Source organism: Streptomyces sp. NPDC048504, from assembly GCF_043200035.1.
Classification (GTDB): domain Bacteria; phylum Actinomycetota; class Actinomycetes; order Streptomycetales; family Streptomycetaceae; genus Streptomyces.
In genome coordinates, this window is sequence record NZ_JBICXA010000020.1 from 174,172 (window position 1) to 198,420 (window position 24,249).

Below are 24,249 nucleotides of genomic sequence, written 5' to 3' on the forward strand. Positions count from 1 at the left end.
TTGCGCCTTCTTTGAAACATTCCGCACTTAAAGTCAAAGGAAGATGGATTATGAACAATAAGCTACCAGTACCGGTGCCCCGAAGAGAGTCCGAAGCGTCACAGCTCCTCCAACCAAAGCCTGATCAGGAAAGCCGCCCCATTATGATGTTCGAGGTTCCGCCAAAGACGAAGGATCACATCTCACTGGGTGACTTCACGGATGACGAGCCACCTATTGGTTTCTATCCTGAAGTAACGCCCAACCATGACCCGAAGGACGTTGATGCACAGATCACCAAGCTCAGCGCGGAATATGACGAGTACGAGCTTGTTCTGCACGTTGCCAACCGCAGCAACAAGACCGTGAACGTTGAGGTTCATCGGTTATGAGTGCTGATCTGTTAGCTTCCGAGGTCATCCCACCGAGCGACCCAGGCCGCATTGTGGTTGGTGAATACGAGACGGAAGAGCTCATCCCCGAACTCGATATTGCAGACGATGCGGACGGCTATGACCTCGTGACGTGGGTGCGGCACGACCAGCGCATGGCGGACGGCTCCATCCGTGTGGTGCTGCTCGTCCAGAACTACAGCAGCCAACCCGTGACCGTCTATGTCAGGCGCAAGCCAGACGACCGTTGATCCCGACGACAAGCCCCGCACAGCGGTTCATGAAAACACCCCGTCAGCTCTTGTGGCCACGGGGTGCTGTTGTGTCTGCGGCCTGGATCGGCTCGACCTACCGTTCCCGCCGGCGTGCGATTGGATCGGACGGTTCCAGTGCGAGGTCGCGGCCGTCGAGGATGCGGGCATCAGCAGCAGCCACCTCGTCGCGGTGACACCTCCCATCAACCCGCAGCCGGCCACGCCGTCTGGATCGACCACAGCTACCCGTGCACCTGGCGGCGTCTGGAACGGCTCGACCACGACGGCACCGCGGACAGCAGTAGAACGAGCGGACCCAACAGATGCCGGCGGAGGCAACTTGGTGGGCGGAACCTACGCGGCAGAGTCGTCGCGCTGATCGCTCGTGGTGGGTCGTCCGCCTTCGACGTGCCACAGCCATTCAACCAAGCGTTCGGCACCAGGCTGACCATCGAGGGCAGCGAGCGTGCGGGCATAGACTCCCTTCTTCTTATAGATGCTGGCCCGGAATTGAATGGACGAAGCGTTGCCGTACCTGCGTGGCACCTGATCCCATTTTGTCTGGTGGGCGAGTCGGTACAACATGCCGTTGACCTCTCGGCGTGTACTTGCTATTCCTCGCTCCTTCACCATGCCTGGGGTATCCGGTGGCAAGGCTTGATTGAGTAGTTGCCATTCGTCATCGGTGAGGTCGCTCGATGCTGGACCAACCGCGTCGTGCCACGCTTTCAACAGCTCTTGCGGCTCATAGTCATGAGTGAGGTCATAAGCCGTCCGTCCTCTTGCTGCCAGATCCAGCTGCTTGGCTAAATCGCTTAGTTCATAGTCAGTGTCATGGCCTTCGAGCCATACATCAGCATGCCATCTTTCATTTTCACTCGGCCACGTATCAAGATGACCAATTAGTTGATCGAGCGTAGGTACGGCTCTTATGGCGTCACAGGCAACGTCGAGGGCAACATCCCACGGCTGGCTGCTTTTGATCACGTCATCTATCGCCGCGCGTTTTATCTTTGGGTCTTCTAGCGCCCCGGGGTCATGCTCAAAAAGGACCGCAGCCACATCCCCTGGGAGCTCGTATTCCAGGTAGTGAATGACTGCTTCTCGCAGCTCTTCGGACCACCCCTGAATTTCACCCGTATCGGACTTCTCGTAGATATCGCCAAACTGCGGTTCAAGGTAGCTAGCTAGGAGTTCATACGGGTCCCATCCCTCTTCTGGTTTATCTGATTCCATCTAGCGACTTCCACTTTTACGTAGCCGCATATCGTAAAAAATTTCAAGCTCTGGATACTGGGTTTGTAGTATTTCGGCGTCAGCCCGCCATCTAGCAAGACGCGCCTCTTTGCTTATTGCCTTCTCGCCGCTTCTATCACGTACGACCGAATGACCTGTAGATGTGAGGTGTAGCCCTTTGAATCTTTTCCGTTCCGTATACTCCCTTTTGACCAACCCCCGCTCTTTCATCGATTTTAACCATTCATAAAGCTTATCGCGATCCTTAGGGTTACTCTCATCGAGATCAAGATTGCGGTAGACAGTCTCTATATCCACGTAATCCGCTGTCGCGTCATCGAAAATTTTTCTCAGGTAGTTGATTGTGCTGCTGTGAGATAGCTTTCCCATATTCCTCATTTTCTCATTATTCCTCTATTTCGTCGAGCATGAACAGCATGGGGTGCGTGCGGCTGGTGGCGCTTGGATGTGCTCGACCACGACGCCACCGCGGGCACTCGTAGAAGCAGACAACCCAGCTCGCGCCGGCGGAGAGCGGGAGGTCGTATCGACCAAGCGCCACGAGGCCGCCGACGCTGGCGGCACCGACCTACAGAGGCCAGTGCGCGAAGGGAAGCCAGCAGCCAAGGACGACCCCGGCCGCTGCGGCGATGTTCGCGTCTATCTGGCGACGTACTGTCATCGACAGACGTTTTCCTGATCGGCCGCGCTTACGGGGCTTGTCCAGCTCGGCCACGATGACGCCACCCCAGGTGTCCACGACGTGGTTGTCGACCACCTTGAAGCGTGCGCTCATGTCGTGGCTTCCTGCTTCGGCAGGTGATCGAGCGCTGCCAGCCAAGCGTCAGAACGTTCCTCGGCCTTCGTAAAGAACTCGCCGCAGTTGTCACAGTAGTAGCTATCAAAGTCCGTAGACTCGCCACTGCTTCCTTCGTAGTCGTCGAAGTCAGCTTGGCCGTTATCTTGCACTCCCCAGTAGTGGGGTTCGTTCAGGACGATTCTTAAGCCTTCGCGCATGCATGGTTGCTGTTGGTCGCTCATATCACCCCCTTTGCGTTCTTCGATACGAGCTGTTCAAGCGATCCGATCGTGCGGTGAAACAGCCAGGGGCTTTCGGCGCTCTCGTCCTCACGCCGGTACATAATCACCGACACATCCGCGTCAGCAGCCATCGACGACGGCGAGTTGTAATCAACGGCCTCGATGTCGTAACGACCGAGCTTACCTATGAGCCGAACGACGTGGCGGTTATCTTCACGTGGGGATGTGCCGATCTGGCACTTACCACCCAACGCTTCAATCTTGTTGGCGACGTTCTGAATCCTCATGCCGCTATCTCCGCGTACTGCTCAGCCATTCGCCAAAGTCCCGGCGCTTCTTCTTGGGTAACGGACATTTCAGCGTGGTCGAACCAGTCGGCAAAGTGGTACGTCACCTGTGCGGGTTCGTTGGTTTCATGTTCTAGTTCAACGTCGAGCCAAGATGACGGCCCTCCGCCAGATAACACAAGCCGAACTGTGCGCACGACACTGACACCGTACGGGGTTACGCTCTCTTCTAACTCCTCCTGTTTCTCGTAATCCTCGGCCTGGTTGGCTTGGTCTATCTCTTGATACGTGCTTACAAGATAAGCGTTGGTATTCTTTAGCTCCTCGGCAATACGCGCCTCGCAGCTCCTCTCTCGATCTGTCATGGATTATTTTCCTTGCACCATAGGAAACCGACCCCGTGAGGCGGTTGAGCTTCCGGCGCTACTTACGTTTGCTTTTATTGTGGTTTCTTGTTGTCGTCTTCGTCTGGGTAAAAAATAACCTCCTTGCCAAATGCGGCAGGAGGTGCTATTAATAGCAATGGTTTTGGCTACTTTGACTAGCCGAAACCTGTACTGGTCCTGCCGCACGCGGGACCTTTACTTTATGTCTTTATTATAAACAATCCACCCCTGTTATTCAATACTTTCCACCCCTGTTATCGGTGTAGAAAAGTCAACGCAGTTCAGAGCCGCATAAGCGCGGGTATTAGCTCACTCAGCGAGCACACCCGCACCATCTCTTGCCGCTCCTCTGCCAACTGCCGGAAAACACGCGCCAGCTCGCGCTTACGTGCCTCGTGCTTGACCACAAACACCACGAACGGAAAGTAGTCGGCGGTGCTCGTTTCGACCGCGCGCCAGTACCCGGCGATCTTTTCACGGATGCGCTTTGGTGCTTCGGATCCCATGTCGATCTCAAGAAAATACGAACCGCTATGGCTTTGCTGCGGGAAGTCCAGCGCCACGAACAGATCAGCACGTACCGACGGCGGCACGAGCTTTTCAACCGCCCAGTCATTCACAACGAGGACGCCCGCGCTTTCAGCTCGTCGCAGTTCCATGTACGTATCGGCAACCATCAGGGCGTGGTTATTGACTGTGGACGATGCCCGCCCCTCGATGTCCAGCAGTGCCCGCCCAAACCGGCCGAGCTGGTACACGAACGCGCCCGCGCCGCCTTTGTCGCCACTGGCACGGCGGCCGACGCGGGAAAGGTAGCCGCTCCGCACCAACCGCCCGAGCACTTTGTCTGGAACCGTGTGCGAACGATCAGCAAAAACAAGTTCCGTCAGATGAGAAGAAGCCAGCTGGGTAAACCGTCCAACCAACCCCAGCACTTCCAGGTCGCGGGGTGTCAGTTCCATAGTGGGTGTGCTCCACGGGTAGTCATGTCGTGCAAGCTGCTGTTGCCGCTGGTGAGTGGCCGTACAGGGGTGGGCGTCCGCCTATGGTTCGCCCACCCCTGGCCTACGGGGTTGTCCTACCCCGCGATGTTCTCGACGTGGTTTTTCCACTCTTCGGCGTAGCGTGCTGCGGTTTCGAGGTGATGCCCAATGAGGGCAGTCATATCCCTGGTGGCCGCCTCGATGCCGGATTCTTGGATGCTGGTCATTTCTGTAATGGCTCCGGCAGCCTTGTCGACGTCGTCCAGTTTTTTCTTGACGTACTGACAACTGCGTTCCAGGTACGCGACTTCCGAGAGCACTCCTTGGATACTGCGCATCTGTCCTTATCCCCTCGGTCCACCGAACCGCGGGCGCCGGGTAGAACCACCCGAGGCCGGCGGATCGTTCCGACGCGCTGAAATCTCCGCTTCCACCTCGGCAACCGGCCGGGCGTATTTCTCCCGCGACCGTCGCCGGACTTCGGCGGCAAAACCAGTCGGCTCTACGGGCGGCAGCGTCACGCCGCTTACGGGCGTGCTCACCCCGTCACTTGTGGCGAGGCGCATCAAGACCTCGAAGCGGCGCAAATTGAGAAAGTCCTCGTCCTTGACGCTGCGGCCGAACTGCCGGGCAAACGAACGGGCTTCGTCGGCGGAGGTTTGAAACACCACCGTCGAACGCGCGTTGTTCTGGGTGGCGTCTTGCAGTTCACGCGGCAACTGGTTGAGGTATTGGTGTGCCACGGTCATCGCGAGGCCCCGACTGCGCGCCTGGGCGAACATGTCGGCAGGCGCAATCGGCAGCCCCACAAAATCCTGGAACTCATCGAGGTACAGCATGGTGGGTCGCTCGGGAGTCGTCGCCCCGGCCTGCACCGCACTCCACACGGCATTCAGCAGCAGCGAGCCCAACAGCCCAGCTGTGTCCCTACCTTCTGTCGCGCGTCCCAGGTTGACGAGCAGGATTTTCTTTTCCCGGAGCACTCGGTGCATGTCGATCGTGCTCCGTGACTGTCCAATAATGTTCCGGATGCTCGGCCGGTTGTTGAGCTGCCAAATGCGGTCAAGGATGGGTTGGAAAGTCATCGCCCGCGTGCGGGTATCCCCAAGTCCTTGCCACCACGCGGCCAGGTCCTCGATGTGCCCGACGCCTTCGACCAGGCGGCGCGAGAACGCTTCTTGGTTCGGCCTCGGTACGGCCAGCGGCCCAATGTCCGCAAACGTCATCGGGGAGGATGCCCCTGCCGACAACATGAGCGTCAGGATCAGGTGGTAGAACCCTTGGCGGACGCGCACCCCTCGGGCATCCTGCGGGTACAGGTGGTCAAACAGCCGCTGGATTTCGGCGGCTGCCACGTAGGGCGACCCCGAGAGGATATTCCAACCGACCGGATACGCCGTGTCGCTCACGTCCAGGAGGATCACGTCATCCATCCGGGACTCCGGCACCCGTTCCAGCGCGGCCGTGAACAGATCGCCCTTGCTCTCGATGAGCACGACGCCGCGCCCGGCGTGCATGTCCTGCGAAAGGCAGTTGGTGAGCAGGGCCGTTTTCCCGCTCGACGTCGGCCCGACGACTTGCAGGTGCCACGTCGATTCCAGCGGAGACAGTGCCAAGGGACGTTCCGCCCCTGGAAAGTTGGACCGAGCGAGTATCCGCCCGGTGCGGGAAATCGTGCCGACAGGGACCAGCTGGCGCGTGCGCCCCTGCGGAAGTCCGGCGACGTACGGCGACCCGATCGGCCAGGCGAGCAGTCCCACCAGTTCCGAGCTGGACACCCGAGCCGGAAACAATGTCGGTGCTGCGGCCTGCCTCACGCGTCGGATTACCGCGCCCTCGGGCACCATTCGGCGCTTGAAGTAGCTGGCACTGCTGCCACTGCTGCGGAGGCTGGCCCGCATCCGTCCAAGGAGCTGCTTGGCTCGTGCTGGATCGTTCGCCTTCACCGCCAGGCGCAGCACCCCGAGGAAGTTTGGTTCGCTCAGCTTCGCCCGCTGGTCGTTGATCTGGTCGCGGTCGATACCGCCCCCGAAGAACCGCCCGGCCAAGGCGTGTTCATTGACGGGGCGAGGAGGCCGCTGTCCAGGTGCCGGGGACAGCACCCATTGGAGCGTGACAGCTTCGCTGCCGGTGAGTCCCTGCATGGTCGTCAGCAGGCTCGTGCTGAGAGCGACGGGATTCTTCACGGCCAGGCTGCGGCGAGAATCGCTGACACTCAGCTCGACCGCGGCCGTCCACTGGTGCCGGGGTTCATCCTCGCCCGCCGGCGTCACCGTAGAACCAGGGATGAGCGAGCGCAGTTGCCCGGCCGCATAGTCGGCGAGTCCCTGCGGCACATGCAGCCGGTGTTGGATGCCCGCTTCCGTGGCCTCGACTTCCAACACGAAGACGGACACACCCAGCAGCCGCCGCGTACCCGTGGTGAGGATGCCGTGTACGGCAGTAAGCCACGCCGTGGCATGGTCGGCGTTCAGGTCCGAGGGGAACGTCAGCGAGAAGGAAGCGACGTCGTTTGCATCGGTCGTCATCTGGCGTGCCTCCTTCTACCAGCGGGTGAAGCGGTAGTAGACGAAGCCGAGCACGAGCAGAATGGCGAGCGCACTTACGACGTACGGGATGAGCGGTTGTATCGCGAGCCACAGCACGTGGATCGTGAAGGCTGCCAGCAGCAGCGTGAGCAGAAAACTTCGGGCCTTCCTCATAGCGAAACCTCTCTGGATGGTGCTGCCGACCAAGAGGACGTGGCCGGCGTGCGGTAGATGGAGGCACACAACGGCCCGGCCCCTCCGCGCGCTTAATGCCTGGCAGGAGTGACACTGGCCAAACGTCTTTGGCTGTCTTCTCCTACGGGTGGCGTCAGCGTGGGATAGCCGGGCCGATTTCAGGGGCGGCGGTAGTTGCGGGCAACGTCCCGCATCCGGCGCATCGTGTCGTGCTTGCGCTCACGCATCCCGATGTAAATCTCTTCGGGGCTACGCGGTGCCCGACGGCGTTCCTCGCGCTTCTCCTGGATCACCACGTAGGCGATAAAGGGGGCACCCAGCCCAACGATCGTGGCGCTGATGATGAGCACGATCAGGTTGTAGGTCTCCATCAGTGCCCGCGCCGGTCGTCGTAGTCGCGGACGTCTTGGCGGTAGCTCCGAGAGTCATACCTCCACTCGTCCGCCACGTCTTCGGCAATCCGACGGTCGAACGCGTCGCGGTGCATGGACGCTTCGACCTGACGCCGCCGCTGGTTGTAGCGGATGCGGTCACCGAAGAACCGGTTGACGAACACGCACGCCCCGATGAAGAGGACGAGCAGCACCAGGAGGTAGAAGCCGCCCAGCGCGGACAGCTGCCCTTCGGTCATAGCTTGGATCATTTTCAGTACCGACCTTCCTGACGATGCCGCCGAGCCGTTCGGCGCATCGCGTGCATGGTGTTGTACTTGCGGACACGCATGGCGGTTTCTTTTTCCCTGGCAGCGTCGTAAAGCCGCTGCTGCTGGCGCTCGGCCTCTCGCTTCTCCTCGACCTTGTCGTGCAGGTAGCAGCCGCCCAGGATGGCGAAGGCGACCAGGAGGAGACCCGCGAGTGTGAGATAGCCGGGGTTCATGAGAAGAACTGGCCGAACTCGCGGATGTCCTGGCCCGTGCTGCGCGCGAATTCCTTGACGATCGGAACCAGTACCGAGGCGAGGCCAAGGTCATCGCCAGCAAGCCGCCGGGCCTCTGCGTACACGTCGGCGATGTCGACCATGCCGTCCTCGGTGAGACGACGACGGATCATCGCGCGGGCCTCGTACTGCCTGCCGCTGCTGATGAGCTGGGCCAGATCGAGTTCACCCCGCTGCTGAATCTGCTGCATTGCACGGGAAGACCGACGCGCAGCAGCTCGACTGCTGCCACCCTCGTACCTACTGAGGTCGCTCATGTTGGTCGTCTCCTTCTGCCGCTGTTGCGGCGGTCATCGGATCGTTCGCTGCGATCCAGATGAACCGGGACGTACCTCTTGAGTCCAGCGATCTAGCTGCTAACGTCCCGGTGGCATGACGGCCTGATGACGGCGAACTGCCGACTGCGACGCAGGCAGTTGCCGCCGTGGGTGACACTGGGATGCCAACGGGGATGACAGGCAGATGCCAGGGGGATGCCAAAGTGAGCCTTGATGAGGAGCTTCTTGCCGAGCTGAAGGCTCTTCGTGTTGGTACGGGCCTGACAGAACCGCGCCTCCGCGAGCAGACGTTGCTCAACCTGCACATCGCCGGTGAGACGCACGGCGAGCGCAAGAAGAAGCTGATCGAGATGGTGGATCGCATCCACGACCGCGAGCAACGCATCGCCGTGCGCTACGCCTTCGGCATCGAAGGCGGACATCACCGGCATCTAAAGGGCCGCCGAGCCGATGCACTCAAGCTGATGCCGATGAGCGAACGGACCATCCCCCGTCGCGAGGACGACGGACTTCTGGAGGTCGCCCGGTTCATCATCGAGGAGTCGCCTCAACTGACGGAGGCTGAGAAGCAAAACGAGATAGACCACGCCACCTCGATGGCGACGCGGCTAGCTGATCTTGAATTCCTGGTGCTCTTCCTTGCGCGCCTGGAGCTGCTTCGGAGTAATGAGCCCACTCGCGAGCCCCTATACAAGACAATCTTTCGACGCTCTTGGTATCGGAAATTGCTAAATCGTCACTGGGCAGTTGAAGATGCGCAGGCCCGAGATCGAGAGGAATGGAGAGCCAAGCTGTATGCGCTCGTTGAGCGCATTGGAAGCGAGGGGGACGCAGCGGCGTGGAAGGCACGATTCATTGATGACCAATACCAACCCACGAATAAGTGGGAAGAATTTCTTGATGAAGATGCAAGGGATTGACTGAAATGGTGTTTCATGTTTAAATAAGTACAGATTGCCGTGATTTCACCGGCGATTGCACTATTGCCTCTGTCTTCGAATGCGACACCCCACCCACTCACTTCCAGCTGGTGGTGTGTTCCATCCGAATCGATCAAGAGGTGTGTCATGGCAGGCGAAATAGCTGCGTACTCTCCCGGCGACAGGCTGTACGACGGGTTCGTGCGTCAGGGTTTCATTCCCGGTCAACCCGTCATCTATATGTTCAACCCGCGCGCGTCATCAGTCGACGACCTCAAGGAAGCGCAGTACGGCAGTACACGTATCAACAGAAAATGCTTGAGCTTCGAGATGGGCGGCGCGACCCTCGCAATCACTGTCGAGACGGTCACAGCACGGTACGTCGAAGACGACGAGGCCGATCATCCGGACTGGTACTTCGAGGGCAGGGTCATCGAATCGGGGTTCAACCCGATTCCGGCGGGATCACGCGCCAGGCTGTATCTCGTCTCCCTCTACGGACACGACCTGGAAGACGGCTACGTCCAGTTGATAGCCGATCCGGACCCTGATCCGAACGCAGCCTTCCGCTACACCGAAGAGCCCTAGGCTCACTCACCCCGCAACACCAGCGATGAACACCCCGTGTCCGCTGGTCGGTCGCGGGGTGTTCTTCATTTCTGCGGTTCACGTGGTTGTCCAGCGCTACGCGACCTTGGCCTTCGCGTACGCCTCCTTGATTTCCGCCGGAACGCGGCCACGGTCGTTCACGTCGTAGCCGTTCTCCTTCGCCCACGCGCGGATTTGCGCAGTGTCACCGCTGTCAGCAGCCCGCCCCGCACCTCCGCGCTTACCACCACGCGCCTGGTTCAGCTTCCTGCCCTTGTCGGTGTACGGGGCCAGGGCCTTGCGCAGCTTGGTTGCGTTCTTCTCGTTCAGGTCGATCTCGTATGTCCTACCGTCGAGACCAAACACGATCGTCTCGGAAGCCTCGGACCCGTCGAGGTCATCAAGCAGTTGGATAATTGTTTGCTGCGCCATCGTGGCTTCGTCCTTCGTCGGGTTCCAGGTGAACAACGTACTGATGTTGCTGACTTCTTATCAGTGCAGCAACTACAGCCGCAACGCGGTCGGAAATTATCGTGGCAGGCCTCATTTGCCAGTCGCGAGATGTTCTTCGGTTCTGCGAGTGCTCGTTAAGGGCGCCCGACCATGAGGCTGCGGCCGGCCTGCCCTAGGTCGGACGCGTCAAGACGGCCGCGGAGCGACCTCGCGCCCAAGCTGCCATCGGTAGCGCTGAACTCGCACGAACTCCGAGCCTTCTTCCAGCACCGCCCGTACGGCTTGGACGCCGACTGCCGGCTCGTCCGGGAAGTGCCCGTAGATCAGCTCGTGTACCTCGGCGGCCAGCAGCGGTTCAGTCTGCCGCGCCAAGGCGATGGCGACTTGCTGCCGGATCGTCGGTCGCAGTGATGCAGCAAGGATGACCTCGCGCAGCTTCTCGACACCCCGTCGCTCCTGCGCCGTTGCCACTTCCAGTTTGGTGCCGACCACTTCGAGTGCCTTGACGGCGAACGAAGCAGCAGCCTTCCTCCTGTCGGACTGCTTAAGGAGTAGCGCGCCACCACCGAGGACAACAGCCGCAACAGCCCACGGGGAAATGCCGGTCTGGCGTCCCAGGAGCTTGACCAACCCCACTGCGCCCCTGGCCGGAAGAGCGGCTGCGTTCACCGTGATGGCCTGGTCCCTCATGCCTTCGGCAATGTCGAGGACGGACTTCGCCGCTCGTTGCCAGTCCTTCGGGGCGAACCCAGGCCTCTTCAGGTGCTTGTCATCTGAGAACACGACGCACGGTGAAATGAGCTTGGCCAACCATCCTGTTGGCACGTCGTCAGTGTCGGTGATCGCCGCTACCTGTTCGTCCGGGCCGTCGATGTCCGACATCGTGACGAACCGCAGCGCCGGTAGGTACTCGGCTTCAAAGTGGGCACGGAGGGTGTCGAGCGGCACCAGGCCGCGCTTGGCCATCCTCGGGAGGTGTTCGTACGTCTCATCAAGGACGTGGTCGGCAGCGTAGAGAGTGGCAGTGCCGTCATCGCTCATCCGCAGCAGCCGCGACCGGAACCCCTTACGGCAGTCGTTCTCGATACTGCTCAACAGCGCGTTGGTGTCCACGATGCCGACCAGATGCGGCGCGCTTGAACTGTAGGGATCAAGCGGTGTGCGTCTGGCGATCGGTGCGCGCTGGTCTTCCGTCATGGATCAACGGTAGTCGTCGGGTATGACAGCCTCCATCAGATTTCAGTGGTAGGAGGCAGCCTCACGGCATGACGAACGTCGTACTGTACTTGGCCCGTGTCACCGCGACGTAGAGCTTCGCCCTGTCCCCGGCTTGACCGGGGTCCCTCGTCTTGTAGTACTTGCCCATGGGAACCGTCGGGAAGATGAGGACCCTGTCGAAGGTACTTCCCTTCGAGGTGCCCATGTTCATCGCCTCCAACCCACACGTATCAGAGTTCTTGTTGTAGCGAAGCACGACCGGTGCATACTGTTCGGCGTACTCACGCACCTGCGACTTCTTAATCGCGAAGATTCCATCGTGCCCGGTGATTTCGGTGTTCTTGGAAACCGTTCGCGCAAGGTCCGGGTACAGGTCATCCGCGAAGTCGCAAATTTCTTGATTGCAGCGGTAGCTTTCTACACGGTTTTCGACAAGGCACAGGTCAGCTCGCTTGCCCAACCACTCGACGATTCCGCTTCCCTTGAACTGCTTGTTCTTGGCGGCGTTGTTGGTCACGAAGGTGGCCTGGCGGGGGTCACCAACAACAGTGACGGCAATCGGCGACTTCATCAGCAGGTCTAGGAGTTCCAGGTCGTACCCTGCCATGTCCTGGATTTCATCAATGTAGATGTGGTCGTACATTCGCGAGAGCCGGTCGACGACCATACCCTTGCTCAGTCGGTTGGCCTCGAAGGAAAAGGCAGAAACGCCATCCCTATAGGCGGCCTTACTGCGGTCTAGGTAGTACTGCTCGGGTTTACTCTTCGGGATGTACCTTGAACGCTGACCTACGAAGTTTAGCCCACCCATCATCCCCGTTTTGCCGAGGACGAAACTCTGATATGGGCGGGCGCATTCATTGAGGAGAAAGGTGAACCAACCCATGACCGTGACGTGGCCTGGAAGTACCCCAGTACCTGTGCTCAGTCGGTTCACTATCTGGTGCAGGTTCTCGTTGGTATAGGTCGTCACCAACACGCGCTTACTCGGATCAGCAACGACGCAGTCGATGATGTGCTGGGTCTTCCGCGAGCCGGCCGCCGCGATGACGGCCAAATTATTAGGCGACTGCATCCCTGATGTACTCCGGCATGTTGATGGTCTGGTCGCTGGAGAAAATCGTTAGAGCACAGGTTGTCTTCCGGTCCTCCATATGCTCAAGCAGGTCTGCTTCGGAAGTGAAATTCTCCCCGAGGATGGTGTTCATTGCGGCGAGACCGTTCGCCTTTAGAAGCTGCGGCTCAAGGGTCTTGTACGCCTTATCCTGTCCCACGTGAACAGAGATGTTCGGGAAGGCAGTGTGAGCGGCGTACTTTCGCTGGACCTCTGCGGCTTCTGTGCCGTCGTTGTCCCTCACGACGGCGACCACATTGCCGGTGAGTGACGCGATATCCAGGAACCGACGAAATGCCAGTCCGCGAACGCTGATTACGTCTACGCCGTCTTCAATGGGCAGGCAACCATGAACGTCTTTGTAGGCCCGCTGGACAATGAGTTCATCGGACGGCCCTTCTACAAGAATTGACCGTCGAGCAAGCACAAGGCGCAGGGTGTCGTAGCCCGAAAGCTTGCGGAAGTAGTCTTGTGTGTCAACTGGGAGGCTGTCGAGCCGGAAGCCCTCCGTCGCTGAAAGCAGGACGAGCTTTTCGAGCCCAAGCTTGTTCAGTACGTAGGAGCTGTGTGTGGTAATGAAGACCTGCTTACCCTCGCACTTGTCGCTGATCTTTTTCACCAGCTTGCCCAAGTTCGAGAATGACAGGTGGTTCTCGGGTTCCTCAACGAGAACGATGTGAGCGTCTTCCACCTTCTTGTTGAGAGCAAGGAGGATCTTGAGCGTGCTCTGCTCTCCCTTGCCGACATACTGAAAGGGCAGCTCGTCGAGGTGCGGAACGATACTGCTTTCCCAGCTCGACTTCTGTGACACGTCGATTCCAAGTGTCAGCTCGCGGTCACTTACGTCACTGGGAGCGCCACGCAGTTTCTCATTGATCTTTACGATTGAGTCATCCGCTGCAAAATTTTCACGGAGGCTGCGATAGGCGCGCGTCAGCTTTACACGCTCGTCCGGCGCAAGGTGCGAGTTGATGATGCCATTTAGGTAGTAGTCGACACCACTCTGAAGATGGATGTTAGAAGCGTCGATCAGGGAGGCCGTGGCGGGGATGCTACGGAAGGTGATGCCATTCCCCGAGAAGGCCAGCCAGTCAACCTTGTAATACTCCGTGGGAATCAATCGAACCTGATTCGGGTCCTTGATGAACTCCTTGTACTCGGGTTCGTAGTCCGGGTTGAGTGCAACGCGAATACGCACACCCGGCTCGTTAATCCTCAGAAGGTTGTTCGTTCCCATCAGCTCGGCAGGCGCCGTCTTGCTGTCGAGAAAGAGATCAATGATGATCTCGGGTGGCCTTGCTTCTCGATCATCTTGCAGGGCCGCGATGTATTCGTCGGCAGCCTCCTTATGGAACAGGTAGGGCGAGAGGTCTTGAGCAAGGAGGCGACCTCGCAGCCTGCCCGTGAGTGCAAGGCTGATCGCTTCCAAAATCGTCGACTTACCTGCGTCATTGTCGCCCACCAAGATGTTCATCTTGGGATCGAAATCAAGCTTGAAATTGCGAAACGCGCGGTAGTTCTGAATGACGATTTTTGAAAGCATATATATCCCCCATTTTAAATCTTTCATCGTTCAAAGGCGAGCATAAACTCAATCGACAGAATCGCTCCGTCGCTCGCGTCCCCACCGCTGTGCCTTCGAACAAGTGGCGAGGATCGTAACAGTCGCCACGACAGTTACAGGAGTAGAACCGACAAACTTCTTAGTGATACCTGCCCTTTTGGAACATGAGTGCGAATCGCAAGTCGGGTGTCACTTGGGCCACTCGTCTACTACGCAGCAAGACGCCACCCAGATCAAAGGATCAAGGCGGCGTCTTCGCGTGCGAGGTAAGTGAGGGCTCATCTGGCGTCGACCTGCTCGTAGGCCTCGCTCGCTTCGTACACCGTCGCCCCGGCATCATCCGAGATCGCCTCTGCGATCAGAAGCGCCATCAGTGGGTGCTCCGTGATCTGCACGAGGGACGGCACGATCACATGGTGGATGTCGTCACGGATGAGTCGGCGGATCAGCCGATACGGTGTGATGCCGGGTTCGTCCTCATAGAAGGTGTCGACCAGTCGTAGACCATGCGCTTCGGCGTAGGTGCGCATCTGACCCTCGATGATCGTCAGATCTTGCTCGCTGTCGTGCTTGCGCAGCCGCATGTACCCGAGTGCCCGTAGACCACTGGTCATTGGTCGCCTGCCCGTGAATCGTCGGCGTCACCAGCGGCAGCGCTGACGTTGTGCAGTGCAGCGCCCGCTGCGTGGATCATCTGGACCATGACGACCTGCACAGCCAGGTGGGTGCTCAAGTTTTCCAGCGACGGCACGATGACGTGCTTGACGTTGTCTTCCTGCACGGTTCGCGCCATCAGGTCGAGCATGAGCACACCGTCGTGCTCTTCATGGATGCCGCGCAGATCAAAGCCGCAGCGCTGGGCGTAGCTCTCGATCTGTTCTTCCAGCGCCCGCACCTCGTTGTCGCTGGCGTCCTTCGGCACGCGCATGTACCCGTAAGCGGTCGGGCTTTCAGTCATCTTGATACCTACTCGTGTCACGTGCCGGTCAGAGGAGTTGGCGGAGGCCATCAAGGACGCGCTGCATCATGGCGATGGACGCCTTGTTCTTAGTGGGGCCGTCCTGCGGCTTGAGGTCATCCGGCACGCGCAGTTCAAGCGTGGAACCATCAAGGGCGGGATTCGGGAGCTGGGTCGTCGTGAGCAAGGCCCACACGATCTTGCCTCCGGCCGGCGGTCGGTAGACACCCCACTTCATGGCCAGCGCCTCGACGAGGTGAAGTCCGCGTCCACCCTCAGCATCCGCGGTGACGTGTTGTTTCACCGGTTCATCCAGGCTGCGGTCCCACACCTCGACGTAGAGTTCATCGCCAACGGCTCGGAGCTGTATGGCCATGACGTGCTGAGCCGTAATTTCCCAGGGCATCGGCTGTCGGTCGTAGAAGCCCGTCGCCTTCACGGCGTTACTGACCAGCTCGGACATCATGAGTGCGACATCGGCGGCGTAGTCGTCCAGCTTCCAGTGCCGCAGCGTCAGGTGGACGAACTCGCGCGCTACCGCTACGGCTGAAGCGGCAGTCACAAGGTGCAGCCGGGCCACATGCAGCGTCCTTACGTCGGAAGCCGTCGCGTTCATCGGTCGCCGCCGTTCTTCGTCCCGGTCGGCGGGTACGACGACGGCTCCTCCATCGGGGCGACGATCCAAACCTGACCACCGATGTCCTGCTCAAGCACTTCCTTGGAAATCTCCGACAGCATCGGAAACTGGTTCAGGTGCTCGCTGGTCGGCACGATCACGTGGCGGATGTCGTGACCCTGGCAGTAGGCCATCAGAGCGTTGAGGGCGAGCGTCCGTTGCCACCGCTTCTCGACGAACACCATCGACAGTGCAAGACCCTCGCGTTCGGCGAAGGCCGCCATGTTCGCGATGTGCTGCTGTTCAGGCTGGTCGTCGTCTGACATCCGAAGCCGCAGATATCCAACACACAGTGGGGCGGGTGTGGTCACCGTGTCTTCACCCCCTGCACGATCCACAGCCGCGCGCCGAGTTCCTTCTCGATGTGCTCGCGCATGGCTGCTTGCAGTCCAGGCAGCCGGGCGAAGTGCCAGAGCGACGGCACGATGACGTGCTTGACCTCAGTGGTCTTCAGTGCGTCGACGAGCGTGAAGAACGCCGATTCCTCTTCGGAACCGAGTCGTTCGATGAACAGCCGCTCCAAGGCGAAGCCTTCGCGGCTGGCGTGGATCTCCAACTCGCGCCGGATTGCCTCGTTTTCGTCTTGGCCGTCATCGCTTGGTGTTAGCCGCATGAACCCGTACATGGCAGGGGGCATCCGTTCCTCCTGGGGGACTGGAACGGCTGGCGAGTGACGTCACCGACTGCATCACTCGCCAACCTGTCCGCCAGACAAGCGGTCTGACCTGCAAAGACACCACAGCAAACGTGCGGCACACATGCCGCATCCGTGCGGCGTTTCACGCCCTGGCCTGCACGAATGCCCCACGAACCGCTACGGTGTTACCTCGCCCCACACCCGAGAGGATGGGCGATGGCAGCGAAGCGCATACGCCTCGCCAGGCGCCGGAAGTCGGCAGGCTTCACCCAAGAGGGACTGGCCGAACACCTTAGCGTCGAGCGTTCCACGGTAGGTCGCTGGGAAAGTGCCGAGACCGAGCCTCAAGCATGGTTACGGCCAAAACTGGCACGCGCGCTCAAGGTGAATACCGAGGAGCTTCAAGCGCTGCTCGACGACATCGTGGTCACTGACGATCACCCCAGCGAGCGCATGACGCACGCCCTGGAGAATCCCTCCTCCGTCGACCTGATGGTTGTTGCCTACCTTCACGAGCGGCTGCGGCAACTGGATGAGTCGTACGACCAAGAGGCATCCACCAGCCTGCTTGGTCGCGCCGGACAACTGCACGGTCAGGTGAAGTTCCTCCGGGAGAACGCGGGCAATCCGCGCGTACGACGAGCGCTCTACGAAGTCGAAGCCGACTCAGCAACGTTCATGGGGCAGTTGGTATGGGACGTCAGTCAACGTCGCGACCACCACGCACCCCTTGGCTACTTTCAAGAGGCGGTCGACGCTGCTCGCCACGTCCGCGATCCATCCATCGAGGCGTACGCGACGCTGCGAATGTCCTACGTGGCGCTGTACGGCGAGAAGAACCCCCGGCGAGGAGCCACGCTCGCCCAGCAGGCAGCCGACGTCGCCACATTGGTCAGTCCCTCACTCACTGGATTGAGCCTTCTTCACGTTGCCGAAGGGCACGCCATGACCGGCGCGACCACCGAGTGCGAAGCAGCGCTGAAGAAGGCCGAGGATCAGTTCGACCGCGCTCACCCCGATGACGTCGCCGCGCCGTACTACACGATCAACGAGTACAACCGGCTCGCTGGCTCGTGTTACCTGTTCCTGGGGCTGCCCGAACGCGCAGAACCCATCCTCCGCATGACCACGCGGGCGCTCGCCGCGAAGAAGAAATCTCAGGCCATCGCGCTCGGCAACCTGACCTTGGCCCTTATCCGGCAAGGCAAGCTCGACGAAGCGGCAGCGGCCATGCACCGGACGATTGATGCCGTGGAGCTGACTCGGGGCGGCGGCGGTCTTAACCTGGCGTTCTCTGCTGGGCGCGAGCTTCGGCAGTGGCGACAGGAGCCGTGGGCACAGGAGATCAACGATCGGCTGCTGGCGTTGATGGCAGCGATCTAAGTAGGGCGGGGTTGCACGTGAACGACATCGACCAGGCTAAGCGGGAGCTACGCGAGAAGGTATGGCGTCGTCTCATCGACGGTGGCGGTGCGCCTGCTGATTCGTACGGCAAGATTCCTGGCTTCTACGGCGCCGAGGGCACGGCTGAGCAACTTGCCGGTCAAGACTTCTGGCAGCGAGCGAGCACCGTGAAGGCCAACCCCGACTGGGCACAGCTTCCCGTCAGGGTTCGTGCCCTCAAGGACGGCAAGCGCGTCTACATGGCCGTGCCGCGTATGGCGTCGCTCGAACCCTTCTATCTGCTTGACCCCAAGAACCTCGCACTTCCGCCCGAGGAAGCTGCCGAGAAGAAGGGCGCGGCTCAAGTCGCCCGCCGGCTGAGCACTGAGTCGATGGAACCTATCGACGTGGTGGTGTGCGGCAGTGTCGCCGTGAATCGATCCGGAGCGCGCATCGGCAAGGGCGCCGGGTACTCCGACCTTGAGGTTGCGCTCTTGATCGAGGCGGGCCTCGTTACGGACCAGACCGTGATCGTCGCACCGGTTCACGCGCTTCAGGTTGTCGACGACGACATCCCGGAGACCGAGCACGATTTCTCTGTGGACTACATCGTCACACCCGACGACGTGATCCCCTGCACCAATCGGCGCCGGCCGCCGGGGTTGGTGTGGAACGACCTCACTGCTGAGAAGATTGCCCAGATTCCGGTGCTGGCAGCGCGTCACCAGGCGTAGCTAGACTCCCAAATCAAAGAGCGCCCGACTCCCCCCGTGGTCGGGCGCTCTTTGCATGCAAGATCGTCAGGCTTAGAACAGCCGATCTTCCTTGTTGTCGATGCCGCGAAGCTCGTCGTAATCAAGGACGACACACCGCATGCCGCGATCCTCGGCAAGCGTCCGGGCCTGCGGCGCGATGCTCTGAGCTGCGAGGATGCCCCCGACGGGCGCAATCGTCGTGTCGCGGTTCAGGAACTCCAGGTACCGCGTGAGCTGCTCCACAGCGTCGATCGTGGCACGCCTCTTGATCTCCACAGCCCAGTGCCTAGGCTTGGAGGAAGCGGTACCTTCCTTCGACTCCGACCCGTCGATCTCGCCGCGCCGCTTGATCTCGATCGCGACGGTCTGGCCCTCGGCGTCCCGGCACAGGATGTCGACCGGGCCGATGGCCGTCATGTACTCGCGGCGGATCAGCGTGTAGCCCTCGCCGAGGGTGTCGATGCGGTCGGCGAGCAGCTCCTGGAGGTGCGCTTCCACGCCGTCCTTGATCAGGCCGGGGTCCACGCCGAGTTCGTGCGAGGAGTCGTGGAGGATCTGCTCCATCGTGATGATGAGCTTCTCGCCCGCCTTGTTGATGACGGTCCAGACGCCTGCGGGATCTTCAGGGTCCCCGGAACCCTCCTTCAGCGTGCAGGGCGGAGACATCCAGTTGAGGGGCTTGTAGGCCCGGTCGTCCGCGTGGATCGAGACGCTGCCGTCCGCCTTCACCAGGATGAGGCGGGGGGCGGAGGGGAGGTGGGCGGTGAGCCGGCCCGCGTAGTCCACGGAACACCGGGCAATGACGAGACGCATGGTCGGCAACGCTACTCGACGGGCGAGGGTGCACGCGATTCGCCCACCCGTCTCCCACCACCACCCTCGAACGAGGCCCTACGGGCCGCCCCTGTTGTCCTGGAAGATCCGTGACGCCCGTTGTTCATTCTTGGCCGATTGTGGGCCCATTGGGAGTTCCCTATGTACGCATTCTCCTGGTGCCGCCACCCTCCGTTGCCTACCGTATAAGCGGGAGGTCGCGAGACATGTACGCAGCGTGTTCGTCATCGCGAACTCCCTTACCTGTCCGGCAACCCCCGCGCGTTGGGGGTGCGAGAGGAGAACCCATGTCGCTCGACGTCTCACCGGCCCTACTCGAAAAGGCCGAGCGAGGCGAGGTCGACGAAGCTGAATTCGTCGACTGCGTCCGGACCTCCCTGCCTTACGCATGGGAGATGATCAGCTCCCTGGTGGCTCAGCTGAAGGTCGACGGCGGTGCGTTCGCCGACAACCAGACGCCGCCGCCGGACGAGCAGGCACGCGGTCAGTTGCTGCGTGCGCTCGCGAGTGACGCGATACGCGGCGCGCTGCAGCGGCACTTCGGTGTACGCCTTGCCTTCCAGAACTGCCACCGGGTGGCAGTGTTCCCGCTGGACGGCTCGGTCGACGAGACGCTGGCCCGCTTCACCTCGGTGCGCAGTCAGCTGCTGAACCAGTCCCCGGAGTTCAGGGACTGCTGACGCGGCGGACAGCGCACTGCTTGCCGCTCCGTGCGCGGGAGGTGCTCTGTACGGGGCGGCAAGCTCCCCGCGGTTCGCTCAGCCGAGGTGGGGGAGCACCTCGGCTCCGAGCCGCCGTACGTTCTCCTCGGTCGCCGCGAGGTCCCCGGACCCCTCGACGAGCAGCGCGAAGCGGGAGATGCCGGTCCGCTCCGAGGTCGCCGCGAGCCGGTCGACGCACAGACGCGGGGTGCCCACCGGGTGCAGCCCGCAGAGGAGTTCGGTGTACGCGAGCGGGTCGCGCATCCGGCGCTCGCGGTCGTCCACCGTCACATGGGCGTCGAGCCCCTGCTTCAGCCAGCCCGGCATCGCCTTCACCAGGGCCTCCACGGCGTCGGCACGCTTGTCCGCGATCTGGCAGACACCGGCCGACACATGGGCCACCCCCCGGATCTCCTCCGCCGGCCGCCCGGCCGCCCGGGCCAACTGCCGCCACAGGGCGACCATTTCCGCTTTCTCCTCGTCCCCGACATGCATGCCGAGGAGCATCGGCAGGCCCCGCTCGGCTGCCAGCCGCACGCTCGCGGGCGAGGTGCACGCGACGACGACCTCGGGGCCCGGCGCGTCCGACAGCGCCTCCGACGGCCTTGGTACGACGGGCACTTCACGGAACGCGAAGCGGTCCCCGGTGCCCGCGACCGACGGCTCGCGCAGCCAGCGCATCAGCAGATCGAGTGATTCCGGGAACCCCTGTTCGTACGCGGCGAGACCCGAGCCGAACACCTCCAGGTCGACCCACGGCCCGCCGCGCCCCACGCCCAGCGAGAAGCGCCCCCCGCTCGTCACGTGCAGCAGCGCGGCCTGTTCGCCGAGGGCGACCGGGTGGACGGTGGGCAGCACGCTGACCGCGGTGCCGACGCGGATGCGCTGGGTGCGGCCCAGCAGTAACGCGGCCAGGGTGACCGCGGACGGGCAGGTGCCGTAGGGCACGAAATGGTGCTCGGCCAGCCAGGCCGTGTCGAGACCGGCCTCCTCCGCGACCTCCACCGAGCGGACCGCGCGGTGCAGGGCCTCCCCCTGGCCCTGCCCCGGGAACTGGGCCGCCAACACAAAACTTCCGACGCGCATGGCTTTTCCTGCTTCCTTGGCTCCGACACGGAGCTCCCCCACCGGGCATAACCGCCCGACACGTGCCGAGGACACGGCCTGGCAAAGAGATTTGCGGATTGTCTGCAGAATGCGCGGTCCCGAGGGGGACTTGTACGGGTTGATGCCCTTCGCGTACGCCTGTCCGCGCCACGTAGGCTGGACACAGCCCTTGCCTCCTGTATAGCCCCGTGAGGTGTTCTGTGTCCCCGCGTCGCAACCGACCCAAGGAGTCCGGTTCCTCCGGCCAGAGTGCCGACGACGAGCGCTCGGGCCGCTACGGCGGCTGGCAGTCCACGGAGCACTGGCAGGGCGAGGAGTGGAGCGTGCGCCATGTCGCCGGGGCGAGCTCCGAGGGCAAGACGTACCGCTGCCCCGGCTGCGACCAGCAGATTCCCTCCGGCGTCCCGCACGTCGTGGCCTGGCCGGAGCACTCGGGCGTCGACGAGCGCCGGCACTGGCACAAGGCGTGCTGGAACGCGAAGGACCGCCGCACCACACGGGTGCAGCGGTCCAGGAACGCGCCGAAGTTCTAAGCCCGTGTCCTAGTAAGTGGTAAGGCTCACACGTCCCGCTTCTCCAGCAGCGCGACCGCGCCTGCGAACGCCACGGCCGTCACGCCCGCGATGATCCACAGCGGGTCCCAGCCCGAAGGGCCGGAATCCGTCAGGGAGTTGGAGTAGAAGACGCTCAGCTGGTTCGGGATCGAGTACTCGAACAGCTTCTGGCGTACGTCCTCCAGTGACTGCGAGAACATGAACAGCGCGATGACCAGCGGGGCGAGCACCGCGCCGATCATGACGGTGATCGCGCCCGCCGAGTGCCGGATGATCGAGCCGACGATCAGCGAGAGCAGCCCGAGCAGCGCGATGTAGAGCGAGACGCCGACCGTCCCCTTGAACCACTCGCCGGCGGACGGGTCCTTCGCGCCGTTGTTCTCCAGCAGCGAGGCGTCCACGAAGGCGATGAACCCCGAGGCCACCAGGGTGACCACGAAGGCGACCCCGAAGAACACGATCGACTTCGCCGCGAGGACCCGGCCGCGGCTGGGGCAGGCGGTCATCGTCGTGCGGATCATGCCCGTGCCGTACTCCGAGGCCGTGGTCAGTACGCCGAGCGTGATGATGCACATGCAGCCGAGCAGCAGCCCGAAGAAGCCGTAGGAGAGCGGGTTCTCGCCGTTCAGCTGCGAGGAGGAGTTGCTGACCACGACGGCGGCGAGCAGGCCGATGCCGACGACGAGGACCACGAAGACGCCGAGCGTCCAGATCGTCGAGCGCACCGACTTGATCTTCGTCCACTCGGAGGCGAGCGCGTGCCCGAGATGCGTGCGCACCACTGGGATCGGCGAGGTGTACCCGCCGTACGAAGGACCGTTCGCCGCCTGCCAGTTGGGCGCGGCTGCCTGCGGCATCGGGGGCTGGGGCGTACTCATCGGGCGTCCTCGGGCTTGGTCAGGTCGGCGGCGGGTGCGGGGGAGGAGGGCTGCGCGGGAGCGGGCGCGGCCGAGGGCGCGGGCGGGATCGCATCCGCGCCCGGAGCCGGTGCGGCCGCCGGGGCCTGAACCGCCGGGGCGCCCTGAGCCGGGGCCTGCGGTGCGCCCTGCGCCTGCGACGGACCCTGTGCCGGGCCCTGGGGCGGCTGTGCCGCCGTCTGCGGGGTCAGGGGCGCCGGAGGTCCGTACGGGCCCGGCGCGGGCGCCACGGGCGCCGTAGGGGCGCCGTACGGATTCGGGGCGCCGTAAGGATTCGCCGGAGGCCGGCCCATCGCGAACGGCTGGCCGCCCTGCTGCGGTGACGGCGGCGCGTACCAGCCCGGCTGGCCCTGGCCCGGCACCGGCATGAGCGGCTGCGCGCCCGGCGGCAGCTGCTGCATCAGACCGGCCTTCTGGTCGGTCGTCGAGCGGTAGTCGACGGCCCCCTGCGTCATCCGCATGTAGGCCTCCTCCAGCGAGGCCTGATGCGGGGACAGCTCCCACAGGCGTACGTCCGTGTCGTGCGCGATGTCGCTGATGCGGGGCAGGGGCAGTCCCGTGACGCGCAGCCCGCCGTCCTGCTCGGGCAGCACGTGGCCGCCCGCCTCGGTCAGCGCGGAGGTCAGCTTCTCGCGCAGCTGGGGCTCCGTGTCCGGCGTGCGCACGCGCGCGAAGTCGGCCGAGTTCGCCGAGATGAAGTCCCGCACGCTCATGTCGGACAGGAGCTGCCCGCGCCCGATCACGATGAGGTGGTCCGCCGTCAGCGCCATCTCGCTCATCAGGTGCGAGGAGACGAAGACGGTACGGCCCTCCGCCGCGAGCGCCTTCATCAGGTTCCGCACCCAGAGGATGCCCTCGGGGTCGAGGCCGTTGACCGGCTCGTCGAAGAGCAGCACCTGGGGGTCGCCGAGGAGCGCGGCGGCGATGCCGAGCCGCTGGCCCATGCCGAGGGAGAAGCCCTTGGAGCGCTTTCTCGCCACGTCCTGGAGGCCCACGACCCCGAGCACCTCGTCCACGCGCCGGGCCGGGATGCCCGAGAGCTGGGCCAGGCTGAGCAGATGGCTGCGGGCGCTGCGGCCGCCGTGCACGGCCTTGGCGTCGAGCAGGGCGCCGACCTGTCTGGGTGCGTTCGGCAGCTTGCGGTAGGGGAAGCCGCCGATCGTCACCTGTCCTGACGTGGGGTTGTCCAGGCCGAGGATCATGCGCATCGTCGTCGACTTGCCCGAGCCGTTGGGCCCGAGGAAGCCGGTGACGGCACCGGGCCGCACCTGGAAGGAAAGGTTGTACACGGCGGTCTTGTCGCCGTAGCGCTTGGTCAGGCCGACAGCCTCGATCATGCTCCGCACCCATCGAAAGGATCAGGACAGCAGGGCAC

35 protein-coding genes are annotated in these 24,249 nt (G+C 62.2%); 8 read left to right on the forward strand and 27 right to left on the reverse strand.

Annotated features, from left to right (window positions below; genetic code table 11):
• The first annotated feature begins 50 nt into the window (after positions 1-50).
• Both ACGFY9_RS39865 and ACGFY9_RS39870 read left to right on the forward strand, forming a co-directional pair.
• Complete coding sequence (locus ACGFY9_RS39865; RefSeq protein ID WP_393762597.1) at positions 51-371, forward strand: hypothetical protein; 321 nt, start codon at positions 51-53, stop codon at positions 369-371.
• Positions 368-622: a hypothetical protein gene (locus tag ACGFY9_RS39870; protein ID WP_393762599.1), complete on the forward strand. Its 255-nt coding sequence runs from the start codon at positions 368-370 to the stop codon at positions 620-622. The genes ACGFY9_RS39865 and ACGFY9_RS39870 overlap by 4 nt, the downstream gene beginning before the upstream one ends.
• A 357-nt stretch (positions 623-979) precedes the next feature.
• On the opposite strand, the gene ACGFY9_RS39875 is transcribed toward ACGFY9_RS39870, so the two are convergent.
• From ACGFY9_RS39875 to ACGFY9_RS39940, 14 genes are all read right to left on the reverse strand, one after another.
• The gene (locus ACGFY9_RS39875; protein WP_393762601.1) at positions 980-1,861 is read right to left on the reverse strand and encodes a transposase; all 882 of its coding nucleotides are present in this window, start codon (positions 1,859-1,861) and stop codon (positions 980-982) included.
• Positions 1,862-2,251, reverse strand: a complete 390-nt coding sequence (locus ACGFY9_RS39880) for a hypothetical protein (RefSeq protein ID WP_393762603.1) — start codon at positions 2,249-2,251, stop codon at positions 1,862-1,864.
• A gap of 199 nt (positions 2,252-2,450) precedes the next feature.
• On the reverse strand, positions 2,451-2,657 hold the full coding sequence (locus ACGFY9_RS39885; RefSeq protein ID WP_393762605.1) for a hypothetical protein: 207 nt from the start codon (positions 2,655-2,657) through the stop codon (positions 2,451-2,453).
• Positions 2,654-2,902: a hypothetical protein gene (locus tag ACGFY9_RS39890; protein ID WP_393762607.1), complete on the reverse strand. Its 249-nt coding sequence runs from the start codon at positions 2,900-2,902 to the stop codon at positions 2,654-2,656. Before ACGFY9_RS39890 ends, ACGFY9_RS39885 begins: the two co-directional genes overlap by 4 nt.
• On the reverse strand, positions 2,899-3,189 hold the full coding sequence (locus ACGFY9_RS39895) for a hypothetical protein (protein WP_393762609.1): 291 nt from the start codon (positions 3,187-3,189) through the stop codon (positions 2,899-2,901). Before ACGFY9_RS39895 ends, ACGFY9_RS39890 begins: the two co-directional genes overlap by 4 nt.
• Positions 3,186-3,554 (reverse strand): hypothetical protein, encoded by a 369-nt coding sequence (locus ACGFY9_RS39900; RefSeq protein WP_393762611.1) that lies wholly within the window; start codon positions 3,552-3,554, stop codon positions 3,186-3,188. Before ACGFY9_RS39900 ends, ACGFY9_RS39895 begins: the two co-directional genes overlap by 4 nt.
• Before the next feature lie 302 nt (positions 3,555-3,856).
• Positions 3,857-4,537 carry a replication-relaxation family protein gene (locus ACGFY9_RS39905; protein ID WP_393762613.1) on the reverse strand — a complete coding sequence of 227 codons (681 nt, stop codon included), beginning with the start codon at positions 4,535-4,537 and terminating at the stop codon, positions 3,857-3,859.
• Positions 4,538-4,653: 116 nt separating this feature from the next.
• Positions 4,654-4,896, reverse strand: a complete 243-nt coding sequence (locus ACGFY9_RS39910; protein WP_393762615.1) for a hypothetical protein — start codon at positions 4,894-4,896, stop codon at positions 4,654-4,656.
• Between the two features lie 6 nt (positions 4,897-4,902).
• Positions 4,903-7,086, reverse strand: a complete 2,184-nt coding sequence (locus ACGFY9_RS39915; protein ID WP_393762616.1) for a type IV secretory system conjugative DNA transfer family protein — start codon at positions 7,084-7,086, stop codon at positions 4,903-4,905.
• 15 nt (positions 7,087-7,101) lie between these two features.
• On the reverse strand, positions 7,102-7,260 hold the full coding sequence (locus tag ACGFY9_RS39920; protein WP_393762618.1) for a hypothetical protein: 159 nt from the start codon (positions 7,258-7,260) through the stop codon (positions 7,102-7,104).
• Between the two features lie 179 nt (positions 7,261-7,439).
• Positions 7,440-7,652 carry a hypothetical protein gene (locus ACGFY9_RS39925; RefSeq protein ID WP_393762619.1) on the reverse strand — a complete coding sequence of 71 codons (213 nt, stop codon included), beginning with the start codon at positions 7,650-7,652 and terminating at the stop codon, positions 7,440-7,442.
• Positions 7,652-7,912 (reverse strand): hypothetical protein, encoded by a 261-nt coding sequence (locus ACGFY9_RS39930; RefSeq protein WP_393762621.1) that lies wholly within the window; start codon positions 7,910-7,912, stop codon positions 7,652-7,654. The genes ACGFY9_RS39925 and ACGFY9_RS39930 overlap by 1 nt, the downstream gene beginning before the upstream one ends.
• A 14-nt stretch (positions 7,913-7,926) precedes the next feature.
• The gene (locus ACGFY9_RS39935) at positions 7,927-8,157 is read right to left on the reverse strand and encodes a hypothetical protein (RefSeq protein WP_393762623.1); all 231 of its coding nucleotides are present in this window, start codon (positions 8,155-8,157) and stop codon (positions 7,927-7,929) included.
• Positions 8,154-8,474 carry a hypothetical protein gene (locus tag ACGFY9_RS39940; protein WP_393762624.1) on the reverse strand — a complete coding sequence of 107 codons (321 nt, stop codon included), beginning with the start codon at positions 8,472-8,474 and terminating at the stop codon, positions 8,154-8,156. The genes ACGFY9_RS39935 and ACGFY9_RS39940 overlap by 4 nt, the downstream gene beginning before the upstream one ends.
• A 224-nt stretch (positions 8,475-8,698) precedes the next feature.
• Here ACGFY9_RS39940 and ACGFY9_RS39945 point away from each other — a divergent pair, with 224 nt between their 5' ends.
• Together ACGFY9_RS39945 and ACGFY9_RS39950 are read left to right on the forward strand one after the other, a co-directional pair.
• The gene (locus tag ACGFY9_RS39945; protein WP_393762626.1) at positions 8,699-9,415 is read left to right on the forward strand and encodes a hypothetical protein; all 717 of its coding nucleotides are present in this window, start codon (positions 8,699-8,701) and stop codon (positions 9,413-9,415) included.
• Positions 9,416-9,562: 147 nt separating this feature from the next.
• On the forward strand, positions 9,563-10,003 hold the full coding sequence (locus ACGFY9_RS39950; RefSeq protein ID WP_393762628.1) for a hypothetical protein: 441 nt from the start codon (positions 9,563-9,565) through the stop codon (positions 10,001-10,003).
• Between the two features lie 96 nt (positions 10,004-10,099).
• On the opposite strand, the gene ACGFY9_RS39955 is transcribed toward ACGFY9_RS39950, so the two are convergent.
• The 9 genes from ACGFY9_RS39955 to ACGFY9_RS39995 form a co-directional block, all read right to left on the reverse strand.
• The gene (locus ACGFY9_RS39955; RefSeq protein WP_393762766.1) at positions 10,100-10,435 is read right to left on the reverse strand and encodes an Lsr2 family protein; all 336 of its coding nucleotides are present in this window, start codon (positions 10,433-10,435) and stop codon (positions 10,100-10,102) included.
• A 207-nt stretch (positions 10,436-10,642) separates the two neighbouring features.
• Positions 10,643-11,653: a hypothetical protein gene (locus ACGFY9_RS39960; RefSeq protein ID WP_393762630.1), complete on the reverse strand. Its 1,011-nt coding sequence runs from the start codon at positions 11,651-11,653 to the stop codon at positions 10,643-10,645.
• Positions 11,654-11,714: 61 nt separating this feature from the next.
• Positions 11,715-12,731, reverse strand: a complete 1,017-nt coding sequence (locus tag ACGFY9_RS39965; RefSeq protein WP_393762632.1) for a UvrD-helicase domain-containing protein — start codon at positions 12,729-12,731, stop codon at positions 11,715-11,717.
• Positions 12,732-12,735: 4 nt separating this feature from the next.
• Positions 12,736-14,331, reverse strand: coding sequence for an ATP-dependent endonuclease (locus ACGFY9_RS39970; protein WP_393762634.1), 1,596 nt, complete (start codon positions 14,329-14,331; stop codon positions 12,736-12,738).
• A 299-nt stretch (positions 14,332-14,630) separates the two neighbouring features.
• Positions 14,631-14,936 (reverse strand): hypothetical protein, encoded by a 306-nt coding sequence (locus ACGFY9_RS39975; protein WP_393762635.1) that lies wholly within the window; start codon positions 14,934-14,936, stop codon positions 14,631-14,633.
• Positions 14,937-14,962: 26 nt separating this feature from the next.
• The gene (locus ACGFY9_RS39980) at positions 14,963-15,310 is read right to left on the reverse strand and encodes a recombinase family protein (protein ID WP_393762637.1); all 348 of its coding nucleotides are present in this window, start codon (positions 15,308-15,310) and stop codon (positions 14,963-14,965) included.
• A 28-nt stretch (positions 15,311-15,338) separates the two neighbouring features.
• The gene (locus tag ACGFY9_RS39985; RefSeq protein ID WP_393762639.1) at positions 15,339-15,926 is read right to left on the reverse strand and encodes an ATP-binding protein; all 588 of its coding nucleotides are present in this window, start codon (positions 15,924-15,926) and stop codon (positions 15,339-15,341) included.
• The gene (locus ACGFY9_RS39990) at positions 15,923-16,252 is read right to left on the reverse strand and encodes a hypothetical protein (protein ID WP_393762641.1); all 330 of its coding nucleotides are present in this window, start codon (positions 16,250-16,252) and stop codon (positions 15,923-15,925) included. The genes ACGFY9_RS39985 and ACGFY9_RS39990 overlap by 4 nt, the downstream gene beginning before the upstream one ends.
• Before the next feature lie 41 nt (positions 16,253-16,293).
• Positions 16,294-16,623 carry a hypothetical protein gene (locus ACGFY9_RS39995; protein ID WP_393762643.1) on the reverse strand — a complete coding sequence of 110 codons (330 nt, stop codon included), beginning with the start codon at positions 16,621-16,623 and terminating at the stop codon, positions 16,294-16,296.
• A 216-nt stretch (positions 16,624-16,839) separates the two neighbouring features.
• Here ACGFY9_RS39995 and ACGFY9_RS40000 point away from each other — a divergent pair, with 216 nt between their 5' ends.
• The gene (locus tag ACGFY9_RS40000) at positions 16,840-18,006 is read left to right on the forward strand and encodes a helix-turn-helix transcriptional regulator (protein ID WP_393762645.1); all 1,167 of its coding nucleotides are present in this window, start codon (positions 16,840-16,842) and stop codon (positions 18,004-18,006) included.
• A gap of 17 nt (positions 18,007-18,023) precedes the next feature.
• Positions 18,024-18,740, forward strand: coding sequence for a 5-formyltetrahydrofolate cyclo-ligase (locus ACGFY9_RS40005; RefSeq protein WP_393762647.1), 717 nt, complete (start codon positions 18,024-18,026; stop codon positions 18,738-18,740).
• 72 nt (positions 18,741-18,812) lie between these two features.
• Here the strand turns inward: ACGFY9_RS40005 and nucS are convergent, their stop codons facing one another.
• The gene (nucS, locus tag ACGFY9_RS40010) at positions 18,813-19,574 is read right to left on the reverse strand and encodes an endonuclease NucS (RefSeq protein ID WP_393762649.1); all 762 of its coding nucleotides are present in this window, start codon (positions 19,572-19,574) and stop codon (positions 18,813-18,815) included.
• Positions 19,575-19,882: 308 nt separating this feature from the next.
• Between nucS and ACGFY9_RS40015 the strand changes: the two genes are divergently transcribed.
• Positions 19,883-20,275: an SCO5389 family protein gene (locus ACGFY9_RS40015; protein WP_019060740.1), complete on the forward strand. Its 393-nt coding sequence runs from the start codon at positions 19,883-19,885 to the stop codon at positions 20,273-20,275.
• Between the two features lie 78 nt (positions 20,276-20,353).
• Here ACGFY9_RS40015 and ACGFY9_RS40020 read toward each other — a convergent pair whose 3' ends face one another.
• Entirely contained in the window at positions 20,354-21,382 is a 1,029-nt protein-coding gene (locus tag ACGFY9_RS40020; RefSeq protein WP_393762651.1) for an LLM class flavin-dependent oxidoreductase, read from the reverse strand.
• 221 nt (positions 21,383-21,603) lie between these two features.
• Between ACGFY9_RS40020 and ACGFY9_RS40025 the strand changes: the two genes are divergently transcribed.
• The gene (locus tag ACGFY9_RS40025) at positions 21,604-21,936 is read left to right on the forward strand and encodes an ATP/GTP-binding protein (protein ID WP_393762653.1); all 333 of its coding nucleotides are present in this window, start codon (positions 21,604-21,606) and stop codon (positions 21,934-21,936) included.
• 26 nt (positions 21,937-21,962) lie between these two features.
• On the opposite strand, the gene ACGFY9_RS40030 is transcribed toward ACGFY9_RS40025, so the two are convergent.
• Both ACGFY9_RS40030 and ACGFY9_RS40035 read right to left on the reverse strand, forming a co-directional pair.
• On the reverse strand, positions 21,963-22,835 hold the full coding sequence (locus ACGFY9_RS40030) for an ABC transporter permease (protein ID WP_393762655.1): 873 nt from the start codon (positions 22,833-22,835) through the stop codon (positions 21,963-21,965).
• The gene (locus ACGFY9_RS40035) at positions 22,832-24,211 is read right to left on the reverse strand and encodes an ATP-binding cassette domain-containing protein (protein WP_393762657.1); all 1,380 of its coding nucleotides are present in this window, start codon (positions 24,209-24,211) and stop codon (positions 22,832-22,834) included. The genes ACGFY9_RS40030 and ACGFY9_RS40035 overlap by 4 nt, the downstream gene beginning before the upstream one ends.
• Between the last annotated feature and the right edge of the window lie 38 nt (positions 24,212-24,249).